Origin of the sequence: Conexibacter stalactiti (genome assembly GCF_033542075.1) — a bacterium.
Lineage (GTDB): Bacteria > Actinomycetota > Thermoleophilia > Solirubrobacterales > Solirubrobacteraceae > Conexibacter > Conexibacter stalactiti.
In genome coordinates, this window is sequence record NZ_JAWSTH010000104.1 from 1 (window position 1) to 21780 (window position 21780).

The following is a 21780-nucleotide window of genomic DNA, read 5'->3' on the forward strand; positions in this document are numbered from 1 at the left end:
CTGCCCGCGCCGCCCGTGCCGGCCGCGCCGCCCGCGCCCGCGGGGCCGGAGCCTTCTCCACCGCGGCGCGGCCGCCGCGCCGTCCCCATCGTCGCGTGGATCGCGCGCAGGCGGGCGGCCGGGTTGCGTTCGGAGACGGGCAGCTCGACGACCGCGCACGGCTCCTCGCCCAGCAGCGTGTGCTCGCCGAGGTCGATCGGCACGAGCGCGCGCAGGTCGGCCGGCTGCTGGCCGGCGGCGAGCGCGACGCGCCGCAGCGCCCCCGCGGCGATCGCGAGCACGACGTCGTGCAGCTCGGTGCCGCCGCACTCGGCGATCCGCTGCAGCCGCCCCAGCTCCAGCCGCGCGGTCACGAGCGTGCGCGCGCCGCCGCTGGCGAGGGCGCCGGCGTTGAGGTACGACGGCGGGGCGGGCGCCAACAGCCCCTCGGTGCGGGCGTAGGCGGCGCGCCGCATCGTCGCGCCGATGCGGCCGTGGTCGCGGCGCGCGGCGGCGAGCGCGCCGAGCCGGTGGGCGGTGCGGAACTCGCCGAGCGCGAGCGCGTCGTCACCCGCGTCGTCGGCGCCGCCCACGCCGCGCGCGGACCTCGCACCGCGGCCGCCCGCCCCCGCTCCCGCGCGGTCGAAGACGAGGTCGCGCAGGGTGCTCGTCGACTCCCCGGCGCAGAGCGCGCGGTGAGCCGCGCCGACGATCGCGGCGCCGCCGGCGCGCGTACGCGGCACGACCAGCACGCGCCACAGCGGGCGCTCGCGGGCGAACCGCTGCGAGAGGAAGCCGTCGACGAGCGCGCGCAGCTCGTCCTCGCCGCCGACGGCCTCGTCGCAGACCTCGACGTGGCGCTCGACGGCGAAGCTCGGATCGTCGCGCCAGACCAGCTGCCCGCTGTGCTCGTCGACGGGCGCGACGACGTGGCGGAAGCGCGGTGCCTGCTCCAGCCGCTGCGCGACCCGCTCGCGCAGCGCGCCGACGTCGAGCGGCGCGCCGCCGGCGCCGGCGTCGACACGGGCGACCCAGCCGACGTGCATCTGGCCGGCCTGGGACTCCAGCTGCAGCAGCGCCGCGCTGATCGAGGAGACCCGCTCCATTGCGGAGATCTTGTGGTGGAAAGCCCTCGCGCGGTAGCTCCCGACGGACAACAGCCGCCCGCCTGACTGTTCCAACTGGACGAAGTTCCTCCAAATGCGGCGCTTTCGTGGGTATGGTCAGACCAAATGCGAATCCTCATCGTCGGGACCGGCGGCGTCGGCGCCGCAGCGGCCGCAATCGCCCAGCGGCGCGCCTTCTTCTCCCACATGGTCCTCGCCGACGTCGACCGTGAGCGCGCGCAGGCGGTCGTCGAGCGGCTCGGCGAGCCCGATCGCTTCAGCGCCGCGCAGGTCGACGCCTCCGACCAGGCGGCGCTCGTCGCGCTGATGCGCGAGAGCAGAGCCGACGCGGTCCTCAACGCCTGCGACCCGCGCTTCAACGAGCCGATCTTCTTCGCCGCGCAGGAGGCCGGGCCGACCTACCTCGACATGGCGATGACGCTCTCCCAGCGCCATCCGGAGCAGCCGTTCGAGCGGACGGGCGTGATGCTCGGCGACGTCCAGTTCGAGGCGTCGCAGGCGTGGGAGGAGAAGGGCCAGCTGGCGCTCTGCGGCATCGGCGTCGAGCCGGGACTCTCCGACGTCTTCGCCAGATACGCGCAGGACCATCTCTTCTCCGCGATCGACGAGGTCGGGATCCGCGACGGCGCCGACCTCGAGGTCGAGGGCTACGAGTTCGCGCCGACCTTCTCGATCTGGACGACGATCGAGGAGTGCCTCAACCCGCCGCTGATCTGGGAGCGCGAGCGCGGCTGGTTCACGACCGCGCCGTTCTCAGAGCCGGAGGTCTTCGAGTTCCCCGAGGGGATCGGCGCGATCGAGTGCGTCAACGTCGAGCACGAGGAGGTCGCGCTCGTGCCGCGCTGGGTCGACTGCAAGCGCGTGACGTTCAAGTACGGCCTCGGGCAGGAGTTCATCGACGTGCTCAAGACGCTGCACAAGCTCGGCCTCGACAGCACCGACCCGGTGACCGTGCGCGGCGTGCAGGTCTCACCGCGCGACGTCGTCGCGGCGGCGCTGCCGAACCCCGCGACGCTCGGCGACAAGATGCGCGGCCGCACCTGCGCCGGCACCTACGTGACCGGCACCGGCAAGGACGGCAGACCGCGCAGGACCTACCTCTACCACGTCGCCGACAACGAGACGACGATGCGCGAGTACGGCAGCCAGGCGGTCGTCTGGCAGACAGCGATCAACCCGGTGATCGCGCTGGAGCTGATCGCCGCCGGCACCTGGAGCGGCGCCGGCGTGCTCGGCCCCGAGGCGCTCGACCCGGTCCCCTTCCTCGACCTCCTGAACGACTACGGCTCGCCCTGGAGAATGGAGGAGCGCGCCTAGCCAGGTTCGGCGGCGCCGCGCGGCAAGGCCACGCGGCGCCGGCGTCCGTCAGCGGCTGCGGGCCGCTCTGGCGACGCGCACGACGGCGGAGCGTCTGGTCGTGCCGCCCTGCGAGGTCGCGGTGACCTCGACGCGGTAGCGACCGGCGCGCAGCGAGCGCGGCAGCCTCACCGTGACCGTGCCGGCTCTGCCGACCCGCGCCGTCAGCGTGCGCACGGGCCGTCTGGCCCAGCGGCCGCCGACTCTGGCGCGCAGCACCACGCGCACGCTGCCCGCGCCGCTCAGGCGGACGCGCAGCGAGCCGCCGCGCACCGCGATCGAACGCACGCGAGCGGCCGCCGGACGCTCCGGGCCGCCGGCCTCAGGCGCGCCCGCGCCCGGCCGCTGCGGCTGCGGGGCCGGGACGACCGGGGCCGGCGTCGGGACCAGCGGCGGGTTCGGCGTCGGATCCGGATTCGGATTCGGATTGGGGTTCGGATTCGGGTTGGGCTCCGGCTCGGGCTCGGGCGCGACGTAGGTGCGCGCCGTCAGCCACTGGTCGCGCGGCAGCGGGTGGTCGACGATGCGCGTCTCGCCGATGCAGCCGAACCAGCCGTTGGCGGTTCTTCTGGTGCCCATGCTGGAGCCGATCCGCCACGGCAGGCTGCCGCTGGCGAGGCCGATCGTGTTGATCGAGTTGCGCAGCACCGGCGCGCCGTCGATGTTGAGCGTCGTCGTCGCGCTGATCGGGTCGTTGACGACCGCGATGTGCATCCATCTGCCGGCCATGATCTCGCCCGACCAGGCAGCGCGGTCCTCCGGCGGTGAGGCGCTGGAGGCGTTCCACTGGACCTCGCGGAGATTCGAGATCGCCATCGTGAAGAGCGGCTCGTCCCAGCTCCAGCCGGGGTTCGTCATGCCGGGGACGTCTCTGCGGCTGCCCTCGCGGGTGAGGCCGCCCATCCAGGCGTTGGTCGTCGCGCTCCAGTCTCTGTCCAGCTTCACGAACGTCTCGATCGTGTAGCCGGTGCCGACGAAGTTGACGCCGTTGACCGCGGCGCCCAGCGCCGTGTTCATGTAGCTGATGCGTCTGCCGCCGTTGATGAAGCAGGCGCTCGCCGGGTTGGCCGAGAGCGCGTGATGGTCGGTCGAGATCGCGAGGTCGCCAAGCTCGACGTCTTCGACGTTCTCGTCGTCCTGCGGGCCGCGGCGCATGTCGGCGCCGGCGGCGAGGTCTCTCGCGGCGACCGCGCCGAAGGCCACCGGGCCGGTCGCGGCGGCGTCGAAGCGCCAGTGCGCGAGCGTCCCGTCGGCTCTCGGGTAGTCGCTCGCGTCGTGCGGCGTTCTCGGCAGCGTCGTGTCGGGCTCGTCGTACCCGTCGAGCACCGCTCTTCTGGCGGCGTCGATCAGCGAGGCGTGGTCGGCAGCCTCCGGCACCTGCTCGTCGGCGAAGCGCTCGAAGCGGTCGTTCCAGTCGAGCGGCAGGCTGAGGTTCTCGTTCGGACCGGTCTTCACCGCCTGGTCGAACTCCGGGATGATCGTGTCGGTCGGCTTCAGGCGGATCCACGGCGAGACGACGGCCGTGTCGATTCTTCTGTTCGTGAAGTCGAACTCCATCAGGCCGAGGTAGGCGTTGCCGCCCTGGTAGGCCATCTGGTAGTCCCACACGATCTGGTCGACGCTGTGACCGAAGTCGTTCGTCTTGCGCAGGTGCGCCGACCCGTGGTTGTGACCGTTGAGCGTCAGGAAGATCTGATCGTTGTCTCTGATCAGGTCATCCCAGAGGCGCATGCCGGCGCCGGTCTCGACCGGCGTGACGCCGTCGGAGGCGATGTTGAGGATGTCGTGGGTGGTGAGGATCGCCGGCAGTCTCGGATTGTCGGCGAGCACGTCGCGGGCCCACGCGATCGCTCTGTCGGAGGGGTTCCAGCCGAGCGCCAGGACGAGGAACTCGCGGCCCTCGGCGCTGAAGGTGTGCCACTCGTGGAAGCCGGTCGAGTCGCGGCCGCCGAAGCTCGCCTGCCCCTGCGCGCGCGAGGTCGGGAAGTATCTGAGGTAGAGCTCGGCGGCGAGGTTGCGGTCGTCCTCCTCGCTCGTCAGCACGTCGTGGTTGCCGGCCAGGACGGAGTAGGGCAGCTCGCCCTCCTCGAGCGTTCTCATCGCCGCGTCGGCGACCTCCCACTCCTGCGTCTGGTTGGCGCGATCGACGACGTCGCCGAGATGCGCGACGAACGGGATCTGCAGTTCGTCCTGTCTGTCGACGAGCCACTCCGTCTGGACCGCGAATGGCTCGCTGCCGAACCGTCTCGTGAAGAGGTCGCCCTGGTTGTCGGCGCTATATCGCGAGTAGAACTGCGTGTCCGGCAGCACGCCGAAGAGGAAGCTGGAGCGGTCGCCGTCGGCGGCGGTCGCGTCGGCGGGCAGCAGCGCCGCGGACGTGGAGGTGAGGGCGCACGCGGCAGCGGCGGCGGCAAGCGCCAGCCGGCCGCGCGTGCGGCGCGTCAATCGATTGCTCATTGCTCGCCGACGCTAGGACGCCGCCATCACCATCACGTGACCGGCGAGTGACGGACCTATTACTTAATTGTTGCCGTGCGATATTCGTCCAGTGACCATCGCTATCTGTGACCCTCGTCACTTTACGGCGGGGACGCGCCGGGAAGACCTGCCGGCCTCGCAGGCGGCCTACGGCGTGACCTCGACGCCTCTCCAGAACGCGACGTGGTCTCTGATCTCCCCGGCGGCCTGCTTCGGCGTCGGGTAGAACCACGCCGCCCCGGCGTTGCGCTCGTCGCCGACGACGACGTCGTAGTAGCTGGCGGTGCCCTTCCACGGGCAGATCGTGTGCTTGTCGCTCGGCGCGAAGTGCTCGCTGACGATCGAGTCGACAGGGAAGTAGTGGTTGCCTTCGACGACGACCGTGTCGTCGCTCTCGGCGAGGGTGGTGCCGTTCCAGATCGCTCTCATGCTCTGAGGGTAGCCACGCTCGCCCCGCTCTTCGGGAGCGCGTCGCCGGGATCGTGCGCGAGGTCGTCGGCGAGGCGGGTCAGCAGCGCCGCCAGCTCCTCGTGCTGCTCCGGCGACCAGCCCGCGAGCAGCTCCGCGAGGCGGTCGCGGCGGGCCGCCAGCAGACGGTCGTAGATCGCCCTCCCGGCCGCCGTCAGCACCAGCGGGCTGTCATCGAAGGAGTCGACGCCGGCGCCGTCGATCGCCCAGCCTGCGTCGTCGCTGCCGGGCGCGATCGGCGCCGCGCCGCGCGCGCACTCCTCGACCAGCTGCTCGACCTCCAGCTCTGCCAGCGGGACGGTCAGGCGGTCGCGCGCGATCCCGCACCTGGCGGCCAGCTGCTCGGCGGTGACCGGCGCCTGCTCGGCGATCCGGCCGAGCAGCCAGACGGCCGCCGGCGGCAGGTCGACGCCGGCGCGTGCGGCCAGCCGTTCGTAGATCCGTCTGCGCGTGTCGCGCCGCGCCAGCACGCTGACGGCGCGCGCGATCTCGTCGTAGGAGGCGTCGGGCTTGGCGATCGCGAACGACTCGCCGACGCCGGAGGTCTCGACCGTTCTGCGCAGCGGCACCTCGCGCAGCAGCCACGTCAGCGCGAAGGCGAGCAGCACGACCGGCACGGCGACGAGGAAGACGGTCGTGAGCGCGTTCGCGTAGGCGTCGGCTCTGGAGCTGGCGCCGGGCAGCTCGTCGGCGAGCCGGTTGCTGAAGATCGCGCCGAAGATCGCGACGCCGAAGGAGCCGCCGATCGAGCGGAAGAACGTCGCGCCCGAGGTCGCGACGCCGAGGTCTCTGTAGTCGACGGCGTTCTGCACCGCCAGCACGAGCACCTGCATCGTCATGCCGAGCCCGAGGCCGAGCACGAGCATGTAGAAGGAGCGCTGGACCGTCGTCGTGGACGGGTCCATCGTCGCCAGCAGCGCGAAGCCGCCGGCCGCGAGCGCGGTGCCGGCGATCGGGAACGGCTTGTAGCGCCCGGTCCGCGCGATCACCTGCCCGCTGGCGATCGAGGTCGTCAGCACGCCGACCATCAGCGGCACCAGCTCGAGCCCCGAGGCGGTGGCGCTGGCCCCGTTGACGATCTGCAGGAACAGCGGCAGGAAGGTGACGGCGCCGAAGAGGCCGAAGCCGACGACGAAGCCGATCGCGCTGGCAACGGCGAAGACGCGGTTGGAGAACAGCGACAGCGGCAGGATCGGCTCGGCCGCGCGCTTCTCGGCGAGCACGAACAGGACGGTCAGCACGATGCCGCCGGCGGCGAGCGCGATCGACTGCGGCGAGTCCCACGCCTGCGAGGAGCCGCCGAGGCTGAGGAAGAGGATCAGGCAGCTGACGCCGGAGGCCATCAACCCGGTGCCGAGCCAGTCGATCGAGTGGCTGCGGCGGGTCGCGCTGGCCGGCAGCACGGCGGCGATGACGGCGAGCGCGACCGCGCCGATCGGCAGGTTGACGTAGAAGATCCACTGCCAGCTGAGGTGCTCGACGAAGAAGCCGCCGAGCAGCGGGCCGGCGACGCTGGAGACGCCGAAGACGGCGCCGAAGATGCCCTGGTAGCGGCCGCGCTCGCGCGGTGAGACGACATCGCCGATGATCGCCTGCGCGCCGACGATCAGGCCGCCGCCGCCGAGCCCCTGCAGCGCGCGGAAGAGGATCAGCTCCAGCATCGACTGGCTCAGGCCGCACAGCGCCGAGCCGACGAGGAAGATCACGATCGCGACCTGGAAGACGCGCTTGCGGCCGTAGAGGTCGCCGAGCTTGCCGTACAGCGGCGTCGAGGCGGTCGAGGCGAGCAGGTAGGCGGTCGTCACCCACGAGATGTGCTCCAGCCCGCCGAGATCCTCGACGATCGTCGGCAGCGCGGTGGCGACGATCGTCTGGTCCAGCGACGCCAGCAGCAGCGCCAGCATCAGGCCGGCGAAGACAGCGCGCACGCGCGTGCGGTCGATCGGCGGCGCCGCGCCCTCCCCCGCTGGCCCCGAGCCCGGGGCGGTCGACGTCGCACTCATCGAAATGGTGTGTACCCACTGCGAGGCTGTTCGCGACCTATGCCGATAGGGCAGAATCGACAGTTCTTATGTCCCCTGCCGCCCTGCTTCGGCGCCGCGTGCTCGCGGCGCTCCTGCTCTCCGGCCTCGCCGGGGTCGGCTTCGCGGCCGGTCTGAGCGCCGCGCGCGGCGAGCCGGCCGGCGCCGCGCCGGAGTTCGTGCAGGACGCGCTGACGCCGCGCGAGGCCGGCTGGCGGCAGGCGGTCGCCTCGCGCTTCGACGACTACGGCGAGGAGCTGGCGTGCGGCGGCGTGCTCGCGCGCGACCAGCTCGGCGTCGCCTCGCGCACGCTGCCGTGCGGAACCTCGGTCACGATCGCCTACCGCGGCCGCGCGGTCACGGTGCCGGTGATCGACCGCGGCCCCTACGTCGAGGGCCGCACCTGGGACCTGACCGGCGCGACCGCCGAGGCGCTCGGCTTCCCGGGCCTGGCGACCGTCACGTGGCGTCGTCGCTGAGCGCTCTGACCGCGCGCGCCATCCGCCGCACGAAGATCAGGCTCACCAGCACCGTCCCGCCGCAGACCAGCCACATCGCCTGGTAGCCCTCGGTCTCGTCGAAGGGGCCGGCGAGCAGTTCGACGGCCAGGCCGGTCAGCAGCGGGCCGAGCATCGTGCCGACGCCGCGGCTGAGGCTGTAGAAGCCGGTCAGCGCTCCGTGCGAGCCGGCCGGCATGTGCGGCATCAGCAGTGCGTAGGGCAGCGTCATCAGCGTGCCGCCGCCGAAGGCGGCCAGCGGCGCTATCAGCACCAGCACGAGCGTGTCGGTCGTGACCGCGGGGATCAGCAGCCCGAGCCCGTAGACGACGAGCGTGATGCGCAGCACGCGCAGCTGCCCGTAGCGGTCGGCGAGGATCCCGCTGATGACCGCGCCGCCGAGCACGAAGGTGGCCGCCGCACCGACGATCAGCGCCGCGTCGCCGACCTGGATCCCGAGCCCGACCGTCACGTACAAGAGCACGAACGTCTTCAGCGCGCCGAGCGACGCCTCCCACAGCGCGTTGGCGACGAGGTAGGCCTGCAGCCCCTTGCGCCCGGCGACCAGCGAGCGCAGCTCGCGGATCGCGGCGCCGAGCGGCTTGGGATTCTCCGGCTCGTGCCATCTGCGCTGCTGGTCTCTCAGCATCACGTGCAGGAAGAGCCACATCACCGCGAGCGTCACGACCGCCGTCGTCACGAACGGGATCCACGGCGCGAGGTCGAACAGCAGGCCGCCGGCGACGAGCGCCAGCCCGGTCGCCGCGCCGCGCCAGATCGCCTGCACGCTCTGGGACTTGCCGGCGTTGGCGTCGGAGACGAGGTCGGGGTAGAGCGCGCGGTAGGGCTCGTACGCGACGAAGTAGGCGGCGAAGAACAGCCAGGCGAGCCCGAGCGCGATCACGAGCGAGTGCGCGAAGCCCAGCAGCGCGAGCGAGATCGCCAGCGGCGGCGTCGCCGCCAGCAGGAACGGCAGCCGCCCGCCGATCGGCGACTTCAGCTGATCGGACCAGGTCCCGACGATCAGCGGCAGCGCGAGCGCCAGCAGGCCTTCGCTGCCGATCAGCACGCCGACGACGATCGAGCTGTCGGTGAACTCCTGCGCGACCAGCGGCAGGTAGGTCGTGACGACCGTGATCGAGAGCGCCAGCGCGAAGGTCGGCAGGCCCAGCAGCCAGATCGCCCGCCGCTCGTGCTCCTCGGTGGATGTCCCGGTCGCGGCCACGCTCACGCGGTTACTACCCTCGGTGCAACGCCCCGACGCGAAAGGACTCCCATGCCATTGACACAGCGCAGACTCGGAACCCAAGGCCTCACCGTCTCAGCCGAGGGGCTCGGATGCATGGGGATGTCGGAGTTCTACGGCACGGCCGACGAGGGCGAGGGGATCGCGACGATCCAGCGCGCGATCGAGCTCGGCGTCACCTTCTTCGACACCGCTGACATGTACGGCCCGCACACGAACGAGCGGCTCGTCGGCAGAGCGCTCGCCGGCCGCCGCGACGAGGTCGTGCTGGCGACCAAGTTCGGCATCCAGCGCGACCCCGACGATCCGACCCGACGCGGCGTCAACGGCCGGCCGGAGTATGTCCGTGAGGCGATCGACGGCTCGCTCAGACGGCTCGGCGTCGACCACGTCGACCTCTACTACCAGCACCGCGTCGACCCCGACACGCCGATCGAGGAGACCGTCGGCGCGATGGCCGAGCTGGTCGCCGCCGGCAAGGTCAGATACCTCGGCCTGAGCGAGGCGGCGCCGGAGACGATCCGCCGCGCCCATGCCGTCCATCCGATCAGCGCGCTGCAGACCGAGTACTCGCTGTGGTCACGCGACCCGGAGGCCGAGATCCTGCCGACGCTGCGCGAGCTGGGGATCGGCTTCGTCCCCTACTCCCCGCTCGGCCGCGGCTTCCTGACCGGCACGATCAGATCGGCCGACGACCTTGAGGCCGGCGACTTCCGCCTGCACAACCCGCGCTTCCAGGGCGAGGCGCTGGAGCGCAACGTCGCGCTCGTCGAGCGGGTGCGCGAGATCGCGCGGGAGAAGGGCGTCACCGCCGGCCAGCTCGCGCTCGCATGGGTGCTGGCGCAGGGCGACGACGTCGCCCCGATCCCCGGCACCAAGCGGCGCGGATACCTGGAGGAGAACGTCGCCGCGAGCGAGATCGCGCTCAGCGCCGAGGACCTCGCCCGCCTCGACGCCGCCGCCCCGGTCGGCGCCGCGGCCGGCGACCGCTATCCCGACATGTCGTCGGTCGACCGCTGAGCGTCAGTCGAACTGGTCGCTGTGGACGGTCGCCGCCCACAGGATCAGCGCGTCGAGCGCGAGCAGCACCGCCGACCACAGCGGGTAGGCGCCGATCGACATGAAGTTGACCATCAGCGCGAGGAAGGCGATGAAGGCGACGATCGCCGGCGCGGCCGGCTTTCTCGTCCACACGAGCGCCGCGCCGCCGAGCTGGAAGAGGCCCATCAGGAGGGCGATCGCGCCCCACGTGTCGAGGTTGAGCCAGACCAGCTCGCCCTCGGCGAAGTTCTTCCGGTTCGCCAGCGCCGAGGCGCCCCAGGCGAGGTTGAGGACGCCGCCGACGGCGAGGTAGGCCATCACGAACGAGACCCATCCGCTCGTTCTCGGCCCTGCTGCTGTTCCGCTGCTCATCGTCGCGTCGCTCCCCGTTCCAGACTGTCGTTGACGGCGGCAGCCTACCGGGGGTGCAACGCCCCGCGCGCGGCCGATTCGACCGCGCGCGGGAGCACTACGAGGTTTCCGCGTGAATTACACGCCGCCGACTAGTAGGAAGAAGTTGATCGGCGGGTTGTCGTTGAGATTGCCCGTGACTCTGATCTGCGGGTCGCAGCCGACGCCGCCCGCGAGCGGGATGAACTGGTTGCCGAGGAACCGTAGGATCTGACCGGCGGGACCGAGACGCCCTAGGACCGTGCCACGGTATAGGCAGCCGTTCGGCAGCTTGACCTGGAAGTCTAGGATCCCGAAGACGAGCTCCCCGGTGACTAGGTCCGAGCCTAGGAAGCTGATGTCCCAGCTCGTCGGCAGCGGCCCTATCGGCGGTATCCCGCCTAGCTCCGGCGGCAGGTTTAGGAAGTTCGCCGGGCCGGCCGGGCAGTTGATCTGGCCGGCGACGACCCGTCCGAGTCTCGTTAGCTGACCGGTCGGTCTGACCAGTATTAGGCCGACGGTCAACAGCTTTCTGAACTGCACTTGACAGGCGAACCCGGCGGTCGCGCCGACGAAGTTCAACTGCCCGACCTGCGTCGTTAGCGGCGTGTTGTTGACTATCCCTATCGTCGTCGCGGACGCGGAGCCGGCGGCTGCGAGCAGCACCAGCACCACGGCCGCGACGAGCACGGCTGACTTGCGCATTCGATGTCCCCCAACGGGGCCGTCACGGCCCCATAGCGTTGTGGACACCGACCGGTCGGCGTCATTGCACCGGAAACCTTATCCAAAGGTGCAAGGGCCGCGCCGAGGGTTGGCTCAGTTGAACTCGATGACGCTGCGGATCCCGTCCTGATCGTGCATCAGGTCGAAGCCCTTGTTGACGTCGTCGAGCGTGATCTTGTGCGAGATGAACGGGTCGACGTCGATCTCGCCCGCCATCCAGCGGTCGATCAACGCCGGCACGTCGTCGCGCCCCTTCAGCCCGCCGAAGGAGGAGCCGGCGATGCGGCGCCCCTGGATCAGCCAGCGCGGGATCACCTCGAGGTGCTCGCCCTTGCCGGCGACGCCGGCGACGGTGCACAGCCCCCACCCCATCCGCGCCGCCTCGACCGCCTGTCTCATCACCTGCACGAGACCGGTCGCCTCGAACGTGTAGTCGGCGCCGAAGCCGTCGGTCATGTCGAGGATCTGCTGGACCGTGTCCGGACCTCCGACCATCAGGTCGGTCGCGCCCTGGCCCCTGGCCAGCTCCAGCCGCTCCGGCGAGAGGTCGACGCAGACGATCCGCTCCGCGCCCGCCATCCGCGCGCCGGCGACGGCGCCGAGGCCGACCATGCCGGCGCCGAAGACGACCGCGGTCGAGCCCGGCTCGACCTTCGCCGTTCTGAGCGCCGCGCCGAGACCGGTCGAGAGGCCGCAGGCGAACAGCGCCGCGCCCTCCAGCGGCGCCTCCGGGTCGATCTTCGCGAGCGCGATCTCGGGCATCACCGTGTACTCGGCGAAGGTGCTCGTGCCCATGAAGTGGCGCAGCTCCTCGCCGCCGCGCTTGAGACGCGTCGTGCCGTCGGGCAGGTAGCCGGCGTTCTGCTGCGCGCGGATCTTCATGCAGAGGTTGGTCTTCGGGCTCTTGCAGTGGACGCACTCGCCGCACTGCGGCGAGAACAGCGTCACGACGTGATCGCCCGGCTTCACCAGCGTCACGTCGGCGCCGACGCGCTCGACGACGCCCGCGCCCTCGTGGCCGAGCACGCACGGCGCGTAGCCGGACGGGTCGGCACCGCTGGCGGTGTACATGTCCGTGTGGCAGACGCCGCACGCGACGAGGCGCACCAGCACCTCCTCGGGGCCGGGCTCCGTCAGCTCGACGGTCTGCACGACGAGCGGTCTCCCGAACTCTTCCAACACTGCAGCGCGAATCTCCATGGATCCAATCCTATGGGTGCCGAGCACGCGTGCCCAGCGAGCTGGGCATTGCGAGTTCCACGGCGGCGTCGCGAGCCGCGTCGCGTCCGGGGAACTCGCGGCGAGGGCGCGCTAGGCTCCGCCCATGCCGGACTCACCCGCGATGCGCGCCTCCGACGCCGACCGCGAACGCGCCGCGACGCTGCTGCGCGACAGCGCCGCCGACGGCCGCCTGACGGTCGAGGAGCTGACCGACCGGCTGGAGCTGGCGTGGTCGGCGAAGACGCTCGACCAGCTGACCGAGCTGACCGCCGACGTCGACCGCGGCGACACGCCGCAGCCGCTCGCCGCGACCGCACCGGCCGGGCCGGCCACCCCGCGCCTGAAGGCGACCTCGTGGCTGGTCGCGGTGATGGGCGGCACGAGCCGCAAGGGCCGCTGGCGCGCCGATCGGCAGGTGCGCGCCATCGCCGTGATGGGCGGCTGCGACATCGACCTGCGCAACGCGGAGCTGGAGGGCGGCGAGGTCACGATCACCGCCATCGCCGTGATGGGCGGGATCGACATCTGCGTCCCGGAGGGCGTCGCGGTCGAGGTCGGCGGCTTCGTGCTGATGGGCGGCAAGGACACGAAGGTCGACGGCGTGCCGCGGCCCGGCGCGCCGCTCGTGCGCGTGCGCGCCTTCGGGCTGATGGGCGGCGTCTCGGTGCACACGCCGAAGCGGCGGCGCTCGCGCGAGCCGGACGAGGAACGCGCGCGGCGCCACACGCTCGGGCACTGAGCCGCCCGCGCGGCGCCACACGCTCGGGCTCGCAGCCGCTCGCGACGCCCTCCACTCTTGTAAGGGCACCCTTACGACAAGTCGCTTGCAACAGCAAGCACGCATGAACGGCCCGCTATGATCCCCCTCGTGACGCCCGCCACCGAGGCCATCGACGCCGATCTGATCGAGCGCCTGCGCGCCCGCGGACAGCGCGTCACCTCGCAGCGCCTGGTGATCAACCGGATGCTGCGCGAACGTGACCAGCACGTGACCGCGGAAGAGGTCCTCACCAACGTCACGCAGACGCTGCCCGGCACCTCCCTGCCGACCGTCTACGCGACGCTCGAGCTGTTCGAGCAGCTCGGGATCGTGCGGCGCGTCAACTCCGCCGGCGGCGCCGTCCTGTTCGACTCGCGCACCGGCGACCACCACCATGTGATCTGCCGCAGCTGCGGCGCCGTCCAGGACCTCGACGCGACCGTCGAGCTGAGCGGCGTGCTCGCCGCCGCCCGCGCCGCCGGCTTCGCGCCCGCCCGCGCCGCGCTCGTCGTCGACGGCCTCTGCGCCGACTGCACAGACGCGCGCGCCGCCGAACGCGCCTAGCGCGGACCTCTCGACGCGCGCCCGCGGCCAGCGGGCGACGGCGGCAGGTCGATCAGATCCTCAGGCGCGCTCCCCGCCATCATCAAGTGCTGCTCCGCGACATGCCGCACGCGTATCAGCGCATCCGCCTCGCCGAAGACGTCCACGGGACGCCGGCCGGCCAAACCGGGTGACGGCGAACAGAGCCACCTCGCGATCCCCGCCTCGTCGTAGGTTCCGTCGACGACCAGGAAGACGACCATCGCCCACAACTCGTCAAGCGCGTCACCCCTGCCCACGAGACGGCCGAGTTCCATGGGTGGAACTCCAAGCTCCTCCAGCAGCTCGGCCCGCTCGCCCGGAGGCCGGTCACCAGACCCGACGAGCCGGCGCCTCCACTCCACAAGCCGCACATGGCGCGCCAGCGGAACCCGCTCGACCGCCTCACTCCCCTCTCGTCCTACCACGGCCACCACTCCGTTCGCCCGGGTATCAAGACAGCACTCCCCCTAGTGGTACGCACAGTATGGTGATCGGATCATCAAATAACACCCTGGGATTTCCCGAACCTCAGGCCCTGCGGTCGCACCACAGCTCTCCGCCGGTACTGGTTGCGAGTGTCGTTTGCCAGAGATAGAGTGAGTTGATCTCTACTGCTTCGACTCCACGGGAGTGGCATGCGCACCATCGCGGACCTGATCGCCGGCAGCCTGGGCACCATCCTGCGCCGACATCAGCGCACCGCGGACGCCGACGCGCTCCCCGAGCCGTACGCATTCGCAGACGACTCCGTCGTGATCTCCCTCTCCCCGGTCCAAGACCACGCGGCGCTCCCCGCCGCCCTTGATGCCCGCGACGACGGTGCCCCCGGCGTTCACAGCGGCCTCGACACGCGCTACCTGATGAGCCGGCTCTTCCACAGTCGCAGAGCACGGCGGGGAAGGCGCAGGACGACGATCGGCGCCCCGACCCGCCTGTTCGCGGAACTGGGCGTGCGCGACGCCGACGTGCGTGACTGCCGCGGGACGCCGGGCCTGTCGGAGCTGGAGCTGCGCCACGGCGACCTGGTCGCGATCCGCTGGCTGCGGCGACTGCGCGCGGCGGGCGCCGACATGCTGATCGTCGATGGCGCCGAGGGCGTGCCAGTCGGGGTCATATTCGTCACCGCCCTGCGCCGCAGCGTGCCGATCCTCGCGGAGGAGCTGATGGTCTCCACGCAGGAGGGGCTCTGGACCCGTCGCGACCCCGGCCGGCGCGCCGACGGCTGGAGTCTCGCTCGAGCGAGGCTGCGCGCGAGGACAGCCGTCACCGTCATCGTCACGTCGCTGGGGCTGTCGATCGCCGCCGACCTCGTCGAGCCTCCGGTCGCGGACCTGGCTGACGCGCTGCTGACCGTGCCGGGGTGGGCGGCTTGCGCGCTGATCGCAGCGGCCACCGCGTCGCTGGTCGCGTGCGCCGGTCGCAGCCACCGCCGTCGCCGCGAGCCGACAGCGGTCGGCGACCTGGACTGCAGCGCCGAACTGGTGGAGCCGCTCGCGATCGGCCAAACCAGCCCGAGCACCGCGAGGTCGGCGGCGACCGCCCTGGCGCCGAGCGTCGCGTCGTCGGCGCGCTGACCGCGACGCCGTCCGCCGACCGGCCTGGTCGATCGCTTGCAGCGCACACCGATCCGCGCAGGAATCGCGTAGCCTCTCCCCGCAGCTTCCCGCGCGCTCCGGTGTTCCAACCTTCCGTGACACGCACTCGCACACTCCTCGCCGCCGTCGCGGCCCTCGCGCTCGGCGGCGCCTCGTTGAGCGCCGCGGATGCCGACGCGAAGCCGATCAAGAAGGCCGGCTGGCTCAGAGACGTCGACGTGACCGAGTACTACCCGGCGCCGGAGTGGTGGTTCATCGGCAAGAAGGTCGAGACGCCCGGCCTGTCGCGCAAGTCGCGGATCGACTGGCTCTACTCCTCCACCGGCATGTCGATGGAGGGCGACGGGATCGGCCTCGACGGCGACCGGTACCACATCGCCGGCCTCGGCTCCGGCGGCTGGGTGACCGACCGCGGCAAGCCGAGCGTGCCCGGCCACAAGGGCTGGAGAGGCGGCCGGCCGTTCTGGCGTGCCGGCGGCTACTGGCTGTCGAAGACGAAGTACGTCACCTTCCCGCTCGACGGCGGCGGCTGGTCGGCCGGCGCCGGCGTCAGATACCGCCCGCTGCCGGGCGTCACCTTCGGCGAGGGCCCGTCGCGGCCGCTGAAGTACTACCGCTCGATCGCGGTCGACCCCGACCTGATCCCGATGGGCAGCAAGGTCTACATCGCCGCGTACCGCACCAGCGCGGGCGGCGGCTGGTTCAGCGCCGACGACGTCGGCGGCGCGATCATCGGCAGACACGTCGACGTCTACCGAACGCCGCCGGCCAGCTCGAACATCGGCGGCAACTACCTCCAGGACCAGCGCATCTACGTGCAGCCGCCCGGCACGAAGGCGGCGCGCAACCTGCCGGCGAAGCCGCCGCAGGGCTCCGCGGACGAGGACGAGACGCCGAGCGTGCCGGTCCCGCAGCCGCCCGCCGTGGTGAAGGATCCCTCCGGCGGCGCCGGCGCCCCGTAGCGGCGCGCGACACGCTCCTCGCACTAGACTGTCTCGCCTATGGCGAAGCAGCAGAAGCAGCGTCCGATGCGCATGGAGCAGCGCGGCTCCCTGGCCGCGATGCAACAGCTCGAGACGCGCACCGACGAGCAGCTCGAGGCCGAGACGAGATTCAAGGCCGCCGCGCTGGCGATCCTCGGCGCGCGGGCGGCTGAGCGCTACGACGCGAGAGCGACGCGCGCCTACTACTCCAGAGCGATAGCGGCCGCGCGGCCGCAGGAGCGACTGCAGCTGCGTCGCATGGCGGACGCGTCGATCGCGCTCGCCGAGCGCCGCGCCGGCGACCTCAAGGAGGCCGTCACCAAGCTCGGCCAGAGACCGCCGAGCAACCGCCAGCTGATGCTGCTGCAGTTCATGGGCCTGCTCGCGCCGCCGCCCGGCTCGTCGATCCTCGTGCGCCTGCGCGGCTTCGCGATCGTGCTCGGCATCGTGATAGTGCTGCTGGCGCTCGGCTTCGGCCTCGCGAAGCTGATCGCGCTGCCGTTCGGCGGCGTCGGGACGATCGGCGGGCTGCTGCTCGGCATCATCGTGATCGTCGTGGTCTTCGCGGTGCTGGCGCTGCTCGGCAGACGACGGCAGGCGCGCGCCCGTGCGCGTGCCTCAGCAAGCTGAGGCATTGCGAGTTCCACGGCAGCGCCCCGCACTGCGTGGCGCGCCCGGAACTCGCGGCTAGGCTGTTGAGCCATGTGCGGACGGTTCACGCTCGCGACGACGACCGCCGACGAGCTGCGGCAGCGCTTCCCGCTGGGCGAGTCGGTGCAGATCGAGCAGCGCTTCAACGTCGCGCCCGGCGATGACGTCGTCACCGTCGGCGTGCGCGAGGGCGTCGCGACCGGCCGGCTGCTGAGATGGGGCTTCGTGCCGCCGTGGGCGAGAGATCCCTCGGTCGGCTACAAGATGATCAACGCGAGAGCGGAGACGGTCGCCGAGAAGCCGGCCTACCGCTCCGCGTTCGCGAGACGCCGCTGCCTGATCGTCGCCGACGGCTTCTACGAGTGGGAGAGACAGGGCAGAGCGAAGCAGCCCTTCCACATCACGCGCGAGGACGGAGCCCCGTTCGCCTTCGCCGGCCTCTGGACCGGCTGGAAGGACCCCTCGATCGCTGACGAGGACGAGGCCTGGCTGCGCACCTGCACGATCGTCACGACGACGGCCAACGAGAAGATCTTCGGCATCCACCCGCGCATGCCGGTGATCCTCGACCCGGCGGATGAGCAAACCTGGATCGACCCCGAGACCCCCGTCGAGCGCCTCCAGCAGCTGCTGCACCCGCTCGCCGCCGCGCAGACGCACGCGCGCGCGGTCTCCAGAGCCGTCAACAACGCCAGATACGACGGCCCCGACTGTCTCGCCGATCCCGATCCCCAGGATCTGAAGGCGTTCGCGGAGGCGGTCAACGCCGCGCAGGGGGCGTCGGCGGCCGAGCAGCAGGGGTTGTTCTAGGCCCCGGCCGCGCGGCGCGCTTCGACGTGGGCGGCGTTCTCGAAGGCGTCGTCGAGCGGAGGGAGCGGCTCGTCGCGCCCGAGCGCTCTGGCGATCAGCCAGTCGGCCAGCCAGGCGTTCTTCGGCAGCAGCGGACCGTGCAGGTAGGTGCCGATCACGTTGCCGCGGCGGACGCCTTCGAAGCCGCTGTGGCCGTCGTTGCCGTGACCCTTCAGGACGCGGCCGAGCGGGGTCGCGCCGGCGCCGAGACGGGTGCGGCCGCCATGGTTCTCGAAGCCCGCGAGCACGCGCGGGCCGTCGCCGAGGTCGACCTCGATCGCGACGTTGCCGATCAGCCGCGGGCCGTCGGAGCGGACCGTCTCGAGGTCGACGAGACCGACGCCCGGCAGCGTCTCCTCGCCCATCTCGTAGGAGCTGCCGAGCAGCTGGTAGCCGCCGCAGACGGCCAGCAGCGCGGCGCCGCGCTCCGCCGCGGCGTGGATGCCGTCGCGCTTGACCTCGGCCAGATCGCGGGCGCAGAGCGCCTGATCGCGGTCCTGACCACCACCGATGTAGAAGAGGTCGGCGCCCTCGGGGTCGAGCGGTTCCCCCAGATCGCTTGCCGACAGCTCGAAGCCGATCCCGCGCCACTCGCAGCGGCGCTGCAGCAGCAGCAGGTTGCCGCGGTCGGCGTAGATGTTCATCAGCTCGGGATAGAGGGCGCAGACGCGCAGGGTGTCACCCATGCAGCAGCACCACCTCGGAGCCGACGTGCTCCTCGGTCGACTCGATCCGGCCGCGGCCGCCGTCCCGCAGGCCCGCCGCCACGCCCTCGGCGGCGAGCGTGTCGGCGTCGAGCGTGTCGAGGTGGATCGTGTCGCCCTCCGCCGTCCGTCTGCCCTCGGGCGAGACGCTCTGGCGGATCCGCTCGATCGCGATCCCGTCCGGCCCCGGCCGCACGGCGACCGGCTGGCTGACGTGGACCCAGCCGTCGACCTCGACGATGTCGGGCAGCGGCGGCTCGGTGTGCTCGGCGTCGAAGCCCTCCAGCGCGTCGGCGAGCGCCGCCGCCATCAGGCCGCCCGGCGCCAGGTGCGCGTGGACGGCGGCGAGGAACTGCGCGCGGCCGGCCGGCCCGCCGAGCAGCTGGACCGTCTGCATCGGCGCGAGGATCAGCGGGAAGCGACGGCCGTCGAGCGCGAACGTGCGCGCGTCGCCGCGGACCGTCTCGACCAGCTCGCTCACGCCCGCGGCTGCCGCGCGCGCGTCGAGCGCGTCGAGGAACTCCTGCTCCAGGTCGAGTGCGACGACCGCGTGGCCAGCGCTCGCGAGGTCGAGCGCGACGCGGCCGGTGCCGGCGCCGAGATCGAGCACCGGCCCGCCGTGCGCGGCCGCCAGTTCCCGCCACAGCGGCAGGTCGGCGGTGTAGGCGCCGCATTCGAGGTCGTGCCAGATGGTTGCGGTGGCGGTCATCTATGCCCAGTAGTCCGGTGCCAGCCCGCGGCGGGCCAGCAGCTCCTTCAAGGAAAGCAGGGCGGTGTAGGTCGGCAGCGCGAACAGCGTCCCGTCGCCGTCGGCGCGCGCCTCGTCGAGCGCCGCCTCCAGCTCCGGCACGACGACCAGCCGCTCCGGGTCGACGCCGGCGTACTTGAAGCGCAGCGCCAGCTCGGCGGCGCGCGTGCCGGAGCAGGTGATCCGCCGCACACGCCCGGCCAGCAGCTCGAAGTCGGCGTCCCACACCCACGAGATGTCGCGGCCGTCGGCGACGTTGTCGTTGAGCACCGCGAGCAGGTCGACCGCCTCGGGCTCCAGCGCCAGCGTCCGCAGCACCTCGTTGGCGCCGGCCGGGTTCTTGATCAGCAGGATCGACAGGTCGCGGCCGTCGAGCGAGATCGTCTCAGCGCGGCCGAAGGCGGCGGCGACCTCGCCGAGGCCGGCGACGATCGTCTCGAACGGGACGCCCAGGCCATGGCAGAGCGCGGCCGCGGCGAGCGCGTTGTAGACGTTGTAGAGCCCCGGCAGCGGCAGCTCGACGACGCCCTCGCCGGCCGGCGTCAGCAGTTGGAAGCGGGCGCCGCGCGTGCCGTGCAGCGTGATCTCGCGGCCGATCACCGTCGGCTCCGGCCGCCGCTGACCACAGTTGGGGCAGTGGTAGCGGCCGAGATGGCCGAGGTACACCGCGTCGTACTCGTAGGCGTGGCCGCATCTGCGGCAGTGCTTGGAGTCCGAGGCGTGCTGCATCTGCTCCAGCGCCATCGCGTCGTCCTCGACACCGAAGTAGACGACGCGCGGCTGGTGACGGCCGAGGTCGGCGACGAGCGGGTCGTCGGCGTTGAGGATCAGCTGCGTCGTGCGGCCGTTGGCGGCGACGATCTCGGCCCAGCGATCGGCGATCGTCTCCAGCTCGCCGTAGCGGTCGAGCTGGTCGCGGAAGAGGTTGCCGAGCAGCAGCTTGCGCGGCCGCAGCTCCTCGACGAGCTGACCGAGCCAGAACTCATCGACCTCGAAGAGGCCGAGCTGACCGTCGATCCCGCGGCCGCGCGCGGCGCCCATCAGCGTCGAGGCGATCCCACCGGCCATGTTCGCGCCGGCGCGGTTGTGGACCAGGCGCGTGCCCCTGCGCTCGAGGATCGAGGCGACCATCGCCGCCGTCGTCGTCTTGCCGTTGGTCGCCGAGATCGCGACCGAGCCGTGCGGCAGCCGCGCGGCGAGCTGGCCGATCGCGTGCGGCTCCAGCCGCATCAGCACCTTGCCGGGCAGGCTGGTGCCGCCGCCGCGGCCGGCGCGGCGCGCCAGCGCGCCCACGGTGCGGGCGACGGCGAGCTTGGCTGCGAGCGCGCGACCCGCCATCAGGGGACGAGCATGGCAACGGCGCCCGGCAGCGTGCGCACGGTCGCCGGCAGCTCGGCGATCGGGTCGCCGTCGGCGTACAGCGTGAAGGGACGGTCGGCGGTTATCTCGACCTCGCCGCCGCGGCGCACGACGACCTCCTCGTTGCGCACGTGGGTCCCTCTGAAGACCTTCGGCAGCTGCGAGACGAAGCGCAGCTTCGAGACGCCGGTGACGGAGACGACGTCGAAGAGGCCGTCGTCGAAGCGGGCGTCGGGCGCCACGTACATGCCGCCGCCGTAGGCCGGCCCGTTGGCCGCCGCGACGGTGTAACCGCGGAAGGAGCGCGCCTCGCCGTCGACGGTGACGACGAAGTTGGCCGGCTTCCAGCCGATCAGCGCCCGCACGGCGCCGTAGGCGTAGGCGGCCTCGCCGGGGACCCTCGTCGCGTTCGCGATCCGGTTGGCGTCGGAGTCGAAGCCGCAGCTGGCGATCCCGACGAAGCGGCGGCCGTCGACCTCGCCGATGTCGATCCGCATCTCGCGCCCGCTGCGCAGCACCTCGCAGGCGGCGACCGGCGACTTCGGGATCCCGGCGGCGCGCGCGAAGTCGTTGCCGCGCCCGCCCGGCAGCACGGCCAGCACGCCGTCGCTGCCGACGAGGGCGCCCGCGACCGCGCCGACGATCCCGTCGCCGCCGAACGCCGCGGCGACCTCGCCGGCCTGCGCGGCGGCGCGCGCCAGCTCACGCGCGTGCTCGATGTCGCGCGTGCGCTCGACGTGATAGGCGACACCGTGCACGCGCAGCCATCTCTCGACGCCCGGCAGCAGGCGCGCCACCCGGCCACCGCCGGCCGACGGGTTGACGATCAGTGCGACGTCGCGATCCATCTGCTCAGAACCCTATCCGGCCGCCCGGCCCCACCCGGCCGGCGGCAGCTCCGGCGGCTGCGGCGGCGGCGCCGCGGGCGGCAGCGGCGCCAGCGGCGGCGCCTCGCCGAGCACCAGCTCCGCGAGGTCGGCGGCGATCGCGACCGGG

22 protein-coding genes are annotated in these 21780 nt (G+C 72.1%); 9 read left to right on the forward strand and 13 right to left on the reverse strand.

The genetic code is table 11. The features are described 5' to 3' along the window. Positions 1–1085: wax ester/triacylglycerol synthase domain-containing protein (locus R7226_RS25850; RefSeq protein ID WP_318600271.1), on the reverse strand; the 1085-nt coding region annotated here is incomplete at its 3' end. Positions 1086–1211: 126 nt separating this feature from the next. Here R7226_RS25850 and R7226_RS25855 point away from each other — a divergent pair. Then, positions 1212–2423, forward strand: a complete 1212-nt coding sequence (locus tag R7226_RS25855) for a saccharopine dehydrogenase family protein (protein ID WP_318600272.1) — start codon at positions 1212–1214, stop codon at positions 2421–2423. Positions 2424–2471: 48 nt separating this feature from the next. On the opposite strand, the gene R7226_RS25860 is transcribed toward R7226_RS25855, so the two are convergent. The 3 genes from R7226_RS25860 to R7226_RS25870 form a co-directional block, all read right to left on the reverse strand. Continuing rightward, positions 2472–4919: a LamG-like jellyroll fold domain-containing protein gene (locus tag R7226_RS25860; RefSeq protein ID WP_318600273.1), complete on the reverse strand. Its 2448-nt coding sequence runs from the start codon at positions 4917–4919 to the stop codon at positions 2472–2474. Positions 4920–5087: 168 nt separating this feature from the next. After that, a complete protein-coding gene (locus tag R7226_RS25865) occupies positions 5088–5369 on the reverse strand; it encodes a DUF427 domain-containing protein (RefSeq protein WP_318600274.1) in 282 nt (93 codons plus the stop codon). Further along, positions 5366–7411: an MFS transporter gene (locus R7226_RS25870; protein ID WP_318600275.1), complete on the reverse strand. Its 2046-nt coding sequence runs from the start codon at positions 7409–7411 to the stop codon at positions 5366–5368. The genes R7226_RS25865 and R7226_RS25870 overlap by 4 nt, the downstream gene beginning before the upstream one ends. A gap of 68 nt (positions 7412–7479) precedes the next feature. Here R7226_RS25870 and R7226_RS25875 point away from each other — a divergent pair, with 68 nt between their 5' ends. Then, the gene (locus tag R7226_RS25875) at positions 7480–7908 is read left to right on the forward strand and encodes a septal ring lytic transglycosylase RlpA family protein (protein WP_318600276.1); all 429 of its coding nucleotides are present in this window, start codon (positions 7480–7482) and stop codon (positions 7906–7908) included. On the opposite strand, the gene R7226_RS25880 is transcribed toward R7226_RS25875, so the two are convergent. Then, positions 7889–9157: an MFS transporter gene (locus tag R7226_RS25880; RefSeq protein WP_318600277.1), complete on the reverse strand. Its 1269-nt coding sequence runs from the start codon at positions 9155–9157 to the stop codon at positions 7889–7891. The two genes, R7226_RS25875 and R7226_RS25880, sit on opposite strands and share 20 nt — an antisense overlap. Positions 9158–9202: 45 nt before the next feature. Between R7226_RS25880 and R7226_RS25885 the strand changes: the two genes are divergently transcribed. Further along, positions 9203–10192, forward strand: coding sequence for an aldo/keto reductase (locus R7226_RS25885; protein WP_318600278.1), 990 nt, complete (start codon positions 9203–9205; stop codon positions 10190–10192). A gap of 3 nt (positions 10193–10195) precedes the next feature. Here the strand turns inward: R7226_RS25885 and R7226_RS25890 are convergent, their stop codons facing one another. From R7226_RS25890 to R7226_RS25900, 3 genes are all read right to left on the reverse strand, one after another. Further along, entirely contained in the window at positions 10196–10585 is a 390-nt protein-coding gene (locus tag R7226_RS25890) for a DUF7144 family membrane protein (protein ID WP_318600279.1), read from the reverse strand. Between the two features lie 117 nt (positions 10586–10702). Beyond that, complete coding sequence (locus R7226_RS25895) at positions 10703–11293, reverse strand: hypothetical protein (RefSeq protein ID WP_318600280.1); 591 nt, start codon at positions 11291–11293, stop codon at positions 10703–10705. 129 nt (positions 11294–11422) lie between these two features. Beyond that, a complete protein-coding gene (locus R7226_RS25900) occupies positions 11423–12529 on the reverse strand; it encodes an alcohol dehydrogenase catalytic domain-containing protein (RefSeq protein WP_318600281.1) in 1107 nt (368 codons plus the stop codon). 124 nt (positions 12530–12653) lie between these two features. Here R7226_RS25900 and R7226_RS25905 point away from each other — a divergent pair, with 124 nt between their 5' ends. Together R7226_RS25905 and R7226_RS25910 are read left to right on the forward strand one after the other, a co-directional pair. Next, positions 12654–13289, forward strand: a complete 636-nt coding sequence (locus R7226_RS25905) for a DUF1707 SHOCT-like domain-containing protein (RefSeq protein ID WP_318600282.1) — start codon at positions 12654–12656, stop codon at positions 13287–13289. Positions 13290–13418: 129 nt separating this feature from the next. Then, the gene (locus tag R7226_RS25910) at positions 13419–13874 is read left to right on the forward strand and encodes a Fur family transcriptional regulator (RefSeq protein ID WP_318600283.1); all 456 of its coding nucleotides are present in this window, start codon (positions 13419–13421) and stop codon (positions 13872–13874) included. Here R7226_RS25910 and R7226_RS25915 read toward each other — a convergent pair. After that, positions 13871–14170 (reverse strand): antitoxin Xre/MbcA/ParS toxin-binding domain-containing protein, encoded by a 300-nt coding sequence (locus R7226_RS25915; protein WP_318600284.1) that lies wholly within the window; start codon positions 14168–14170, stop codon positions 13871–13873. The two genes, R7226_RS25910 and R7226_RS25915, sit on opposite strands and share 4 nt — an antisense overlap. Before the next feature lie 360 nt (positions 14171–14530). On the opposite strand from R7226_RS25915, the gene R7226_RS25920 reads away from it, so the two are divergent. The 4 genes from R7226_RS25920 to R7226_RS25935 all read left to right on the forward strand — a co-directional run bounded on the left by R7226_RS25920 (position 14531) and on the right by R7226_RS25935 (position 17934). Continuing rightward, positions 14531–15469 (forward strand): hypothetical protein, encoded by a 939-nt coding sequence (locus tag R7226_RS25920; protein ID WP_318600285.1) that lies wholly within the window; start codon positions 14531–14533, stop codon positions 15467–15469. Positions 15470–15585: 116 nt separating this feature from the next. Then, on the forward strand, positions 15586–16452 hold the full coding sequence (locus R7226_RS25925; RefSeq protein ID WP_318600286.1) for a 3D domain-containing protein: 867 nt from the start codon (positions 15586–15588) through the stop codon (positions 16450–16452). Positions 16453–16491: 39 nt separating this feature from the next. Beyond that, positions 16492–17103, forward strand: a complete 612-nt coding sequence (locus R7226_RS25930) for a hypothetical protein (protein ID WP_318600287.1) — start codon at positions 16492–16494, stop codon at positions 17101–17103. Positions 17104–17175: 72 nt separating this feature from the next. Then, positions 17176–17934, forward strand: a complete 759-nt coding sequence (locus R7226_RS25935) for an SOS response-associated peptidase (RefSeq protein ID WP_318600288.1) — start codon at positions 17176–17178, stop codon at positions 17932–17934. Here R7226_RS25935 and R7226_RS25940 read toward each other — a convergent pair. Genes R7226_RS25940 through R7226_RS25955 form a run of 4 tightly spaced genes read right to left on the reverse strand, consistent with a single transcriptional unit; the run spans position 17931 to position 21632 of the window. After that, positions 17931–18659: a type 1 glutamine amidotransferase gene (locus R7226_RS25940; RefSeq protein ID WP_318600289.1), complete on the reverse strand. Its 729-nt coding sequence runs from the start codon at positions 18657–18659 to the stop codon at positions 17931–17933. The genes R7226_RS25935 and R7226_RS25940 overlap by 4 nt on opposite strands. Then, the gene (locus tag R7226_RS25945) at positions 18652–19386 is read right to left on the reverse strand and encodes a class I SAM-dependent methyltransferase (protein WP_318600290.1); all 735 of its coding nucleotides are present in this window, start codon (positions 19384–19386) and stop codon (positions 18652–18654) included. The genes R7226_RS25940 and R7226_RS25945 overlap by 8 nt, the downstream gene beginning before the upstream one ends. Then, positions 19387–20763, reverse strand: a complete 1377-nt coding sequence (locus tag R7226_RS25950; RefSeq protein ID WP_318600291.1) for a Mur ligase family protein — start codon at positions 20761–20763, stop codon at positions 19387–19389. Then, entirely contained in the window at positions 20763–21632 is an 870-nt protein-coding gene (locus R7226_RS25955) for a diacylglycerol/lipid kinase family protein (protein WP_318600292.1), read from the reverse strand. The genes R7226_RS25950 and R7226_RS25955 overlap by 1 nt, the downstream gene beginning before the upstream one ends. Between the last annotated feature and the right edge of the window lie 148 nt (positions 21633–21780).

Coding starts and splice junctions, on each gene's coding strand:
- R7226_RS25855 (WP_318600272.1), top strand. CDS start 1,212: ATGCGAATCCTCATCGTCGGGACCGGCGGCGTCGGCGCCGCAGCGGCC.
- R7226_RS25955 (WP_318600292.1), bottom strand. CDS start 21,632: ATGGATCGCGACGTCGCACTGATCGTCAACCCGTCGGCCGGCGGTGGC.
- R7226_RS25900 (WP_318600281.1), bottom strand. CDS start 12,529: ATGGAGATTCGCGCTGCAGTGTTGGAAGAGTTCGGGAGACCGCTCGTC.
- R7226_RS25920 (WP_318600285.1), top strand. CDS start 14,531: ATGCGCACCATCGCGGACCTGATCGCCGGCAGCCTGGGCACCATCCTG.
- R7226_RS25865 (WP_318600274.1), bottom strand. CDS start 5,369: ATGAGAGCGATCTGGAACGGCACCACCCTCGCCGAGAGCGACGACACG.
- R7226_RS25950 (WP_318600291.1), bottom strand. CDS start 20,763: ATGGCGGGTCGCGCGCTCGCAGCCAAGCTCGCCGTCGCCCGCACCGTG.
- R7226_RS25935 (WP_318600288.1), top strand. CDS start 17,176: ATGTGCGGACGGTTCACGCTCGCGACGACGACCGCCGACGAGCTGCGG.
- R7226_RS25870 (WP_318600275.1), bottom strand. CDS start 7,411: ATGAGTGCGACGTCGACCGCCCCGGGCTCGGGGCCAGCGGGGGAGGGC.
- R7226_RS25875 (WP_318600276.1), top strand. CDS start 7,480: ATGTCCCCTGCCGCCCTGCTTCGGCGCCGCGTGCTCGCGGCGCTCCTG.
- R7226_RS25915 (WP_318600284.1), bottom strand. CDS start 14,170: ATGGAACTCGGCCGTCTCGTGGGCAGGGGTGACGCGCTTGACGAGTTG.
- R7226_RS25930 (WP_318600287.1), top strand. CDS start 16,492: ATGGCGAAGCAGCAGAAGCAGCGTCCGATGCGCATGGAGCAGCGCGGC.
- R7226_RS25940 (WP_318600289.1), bottom strand. CDS start 18,659: ATGGGTGACACCCTGCGCGTCTGCGCCCTCTATCCCGAGCTGATGAAC.
- R7226_RS25885 (WP_318600278.1), top strand. CDS start 9,203: ATGCCATTGACACAGCGCAGACTCGGAACCCAAGGCCTCACCGTCTCA.
- R7226_RS25890 (WP_318600279.1), bottom strand. CDS start 10,585: ATGAGCAGCGGAACAGCAGCAGGGCCGAGAACGAGCGGATGGGTCTCG.
- R7226_RS25905 (WP_318600282.1), top strand. CDS start 12,654: ATGCCGGACTCACCCGCGATGCGCGCCTCCGACGCCGACCGCGAACGC.
- R7226_RS25945 (WP_318600290.1), bottom strand. CDS start 19,386: ATGACCGCCACCGCAACCATCTGGCACGACCTCGAATGCGGCGCCTAC.
- R7226_RS25860 (WP_318600273.1), bottom strand. CDS start 4,919: ATGAGCAATCGATTGACGCGCCGCACGCGCGGCCGGCTGGCGCTTGCC.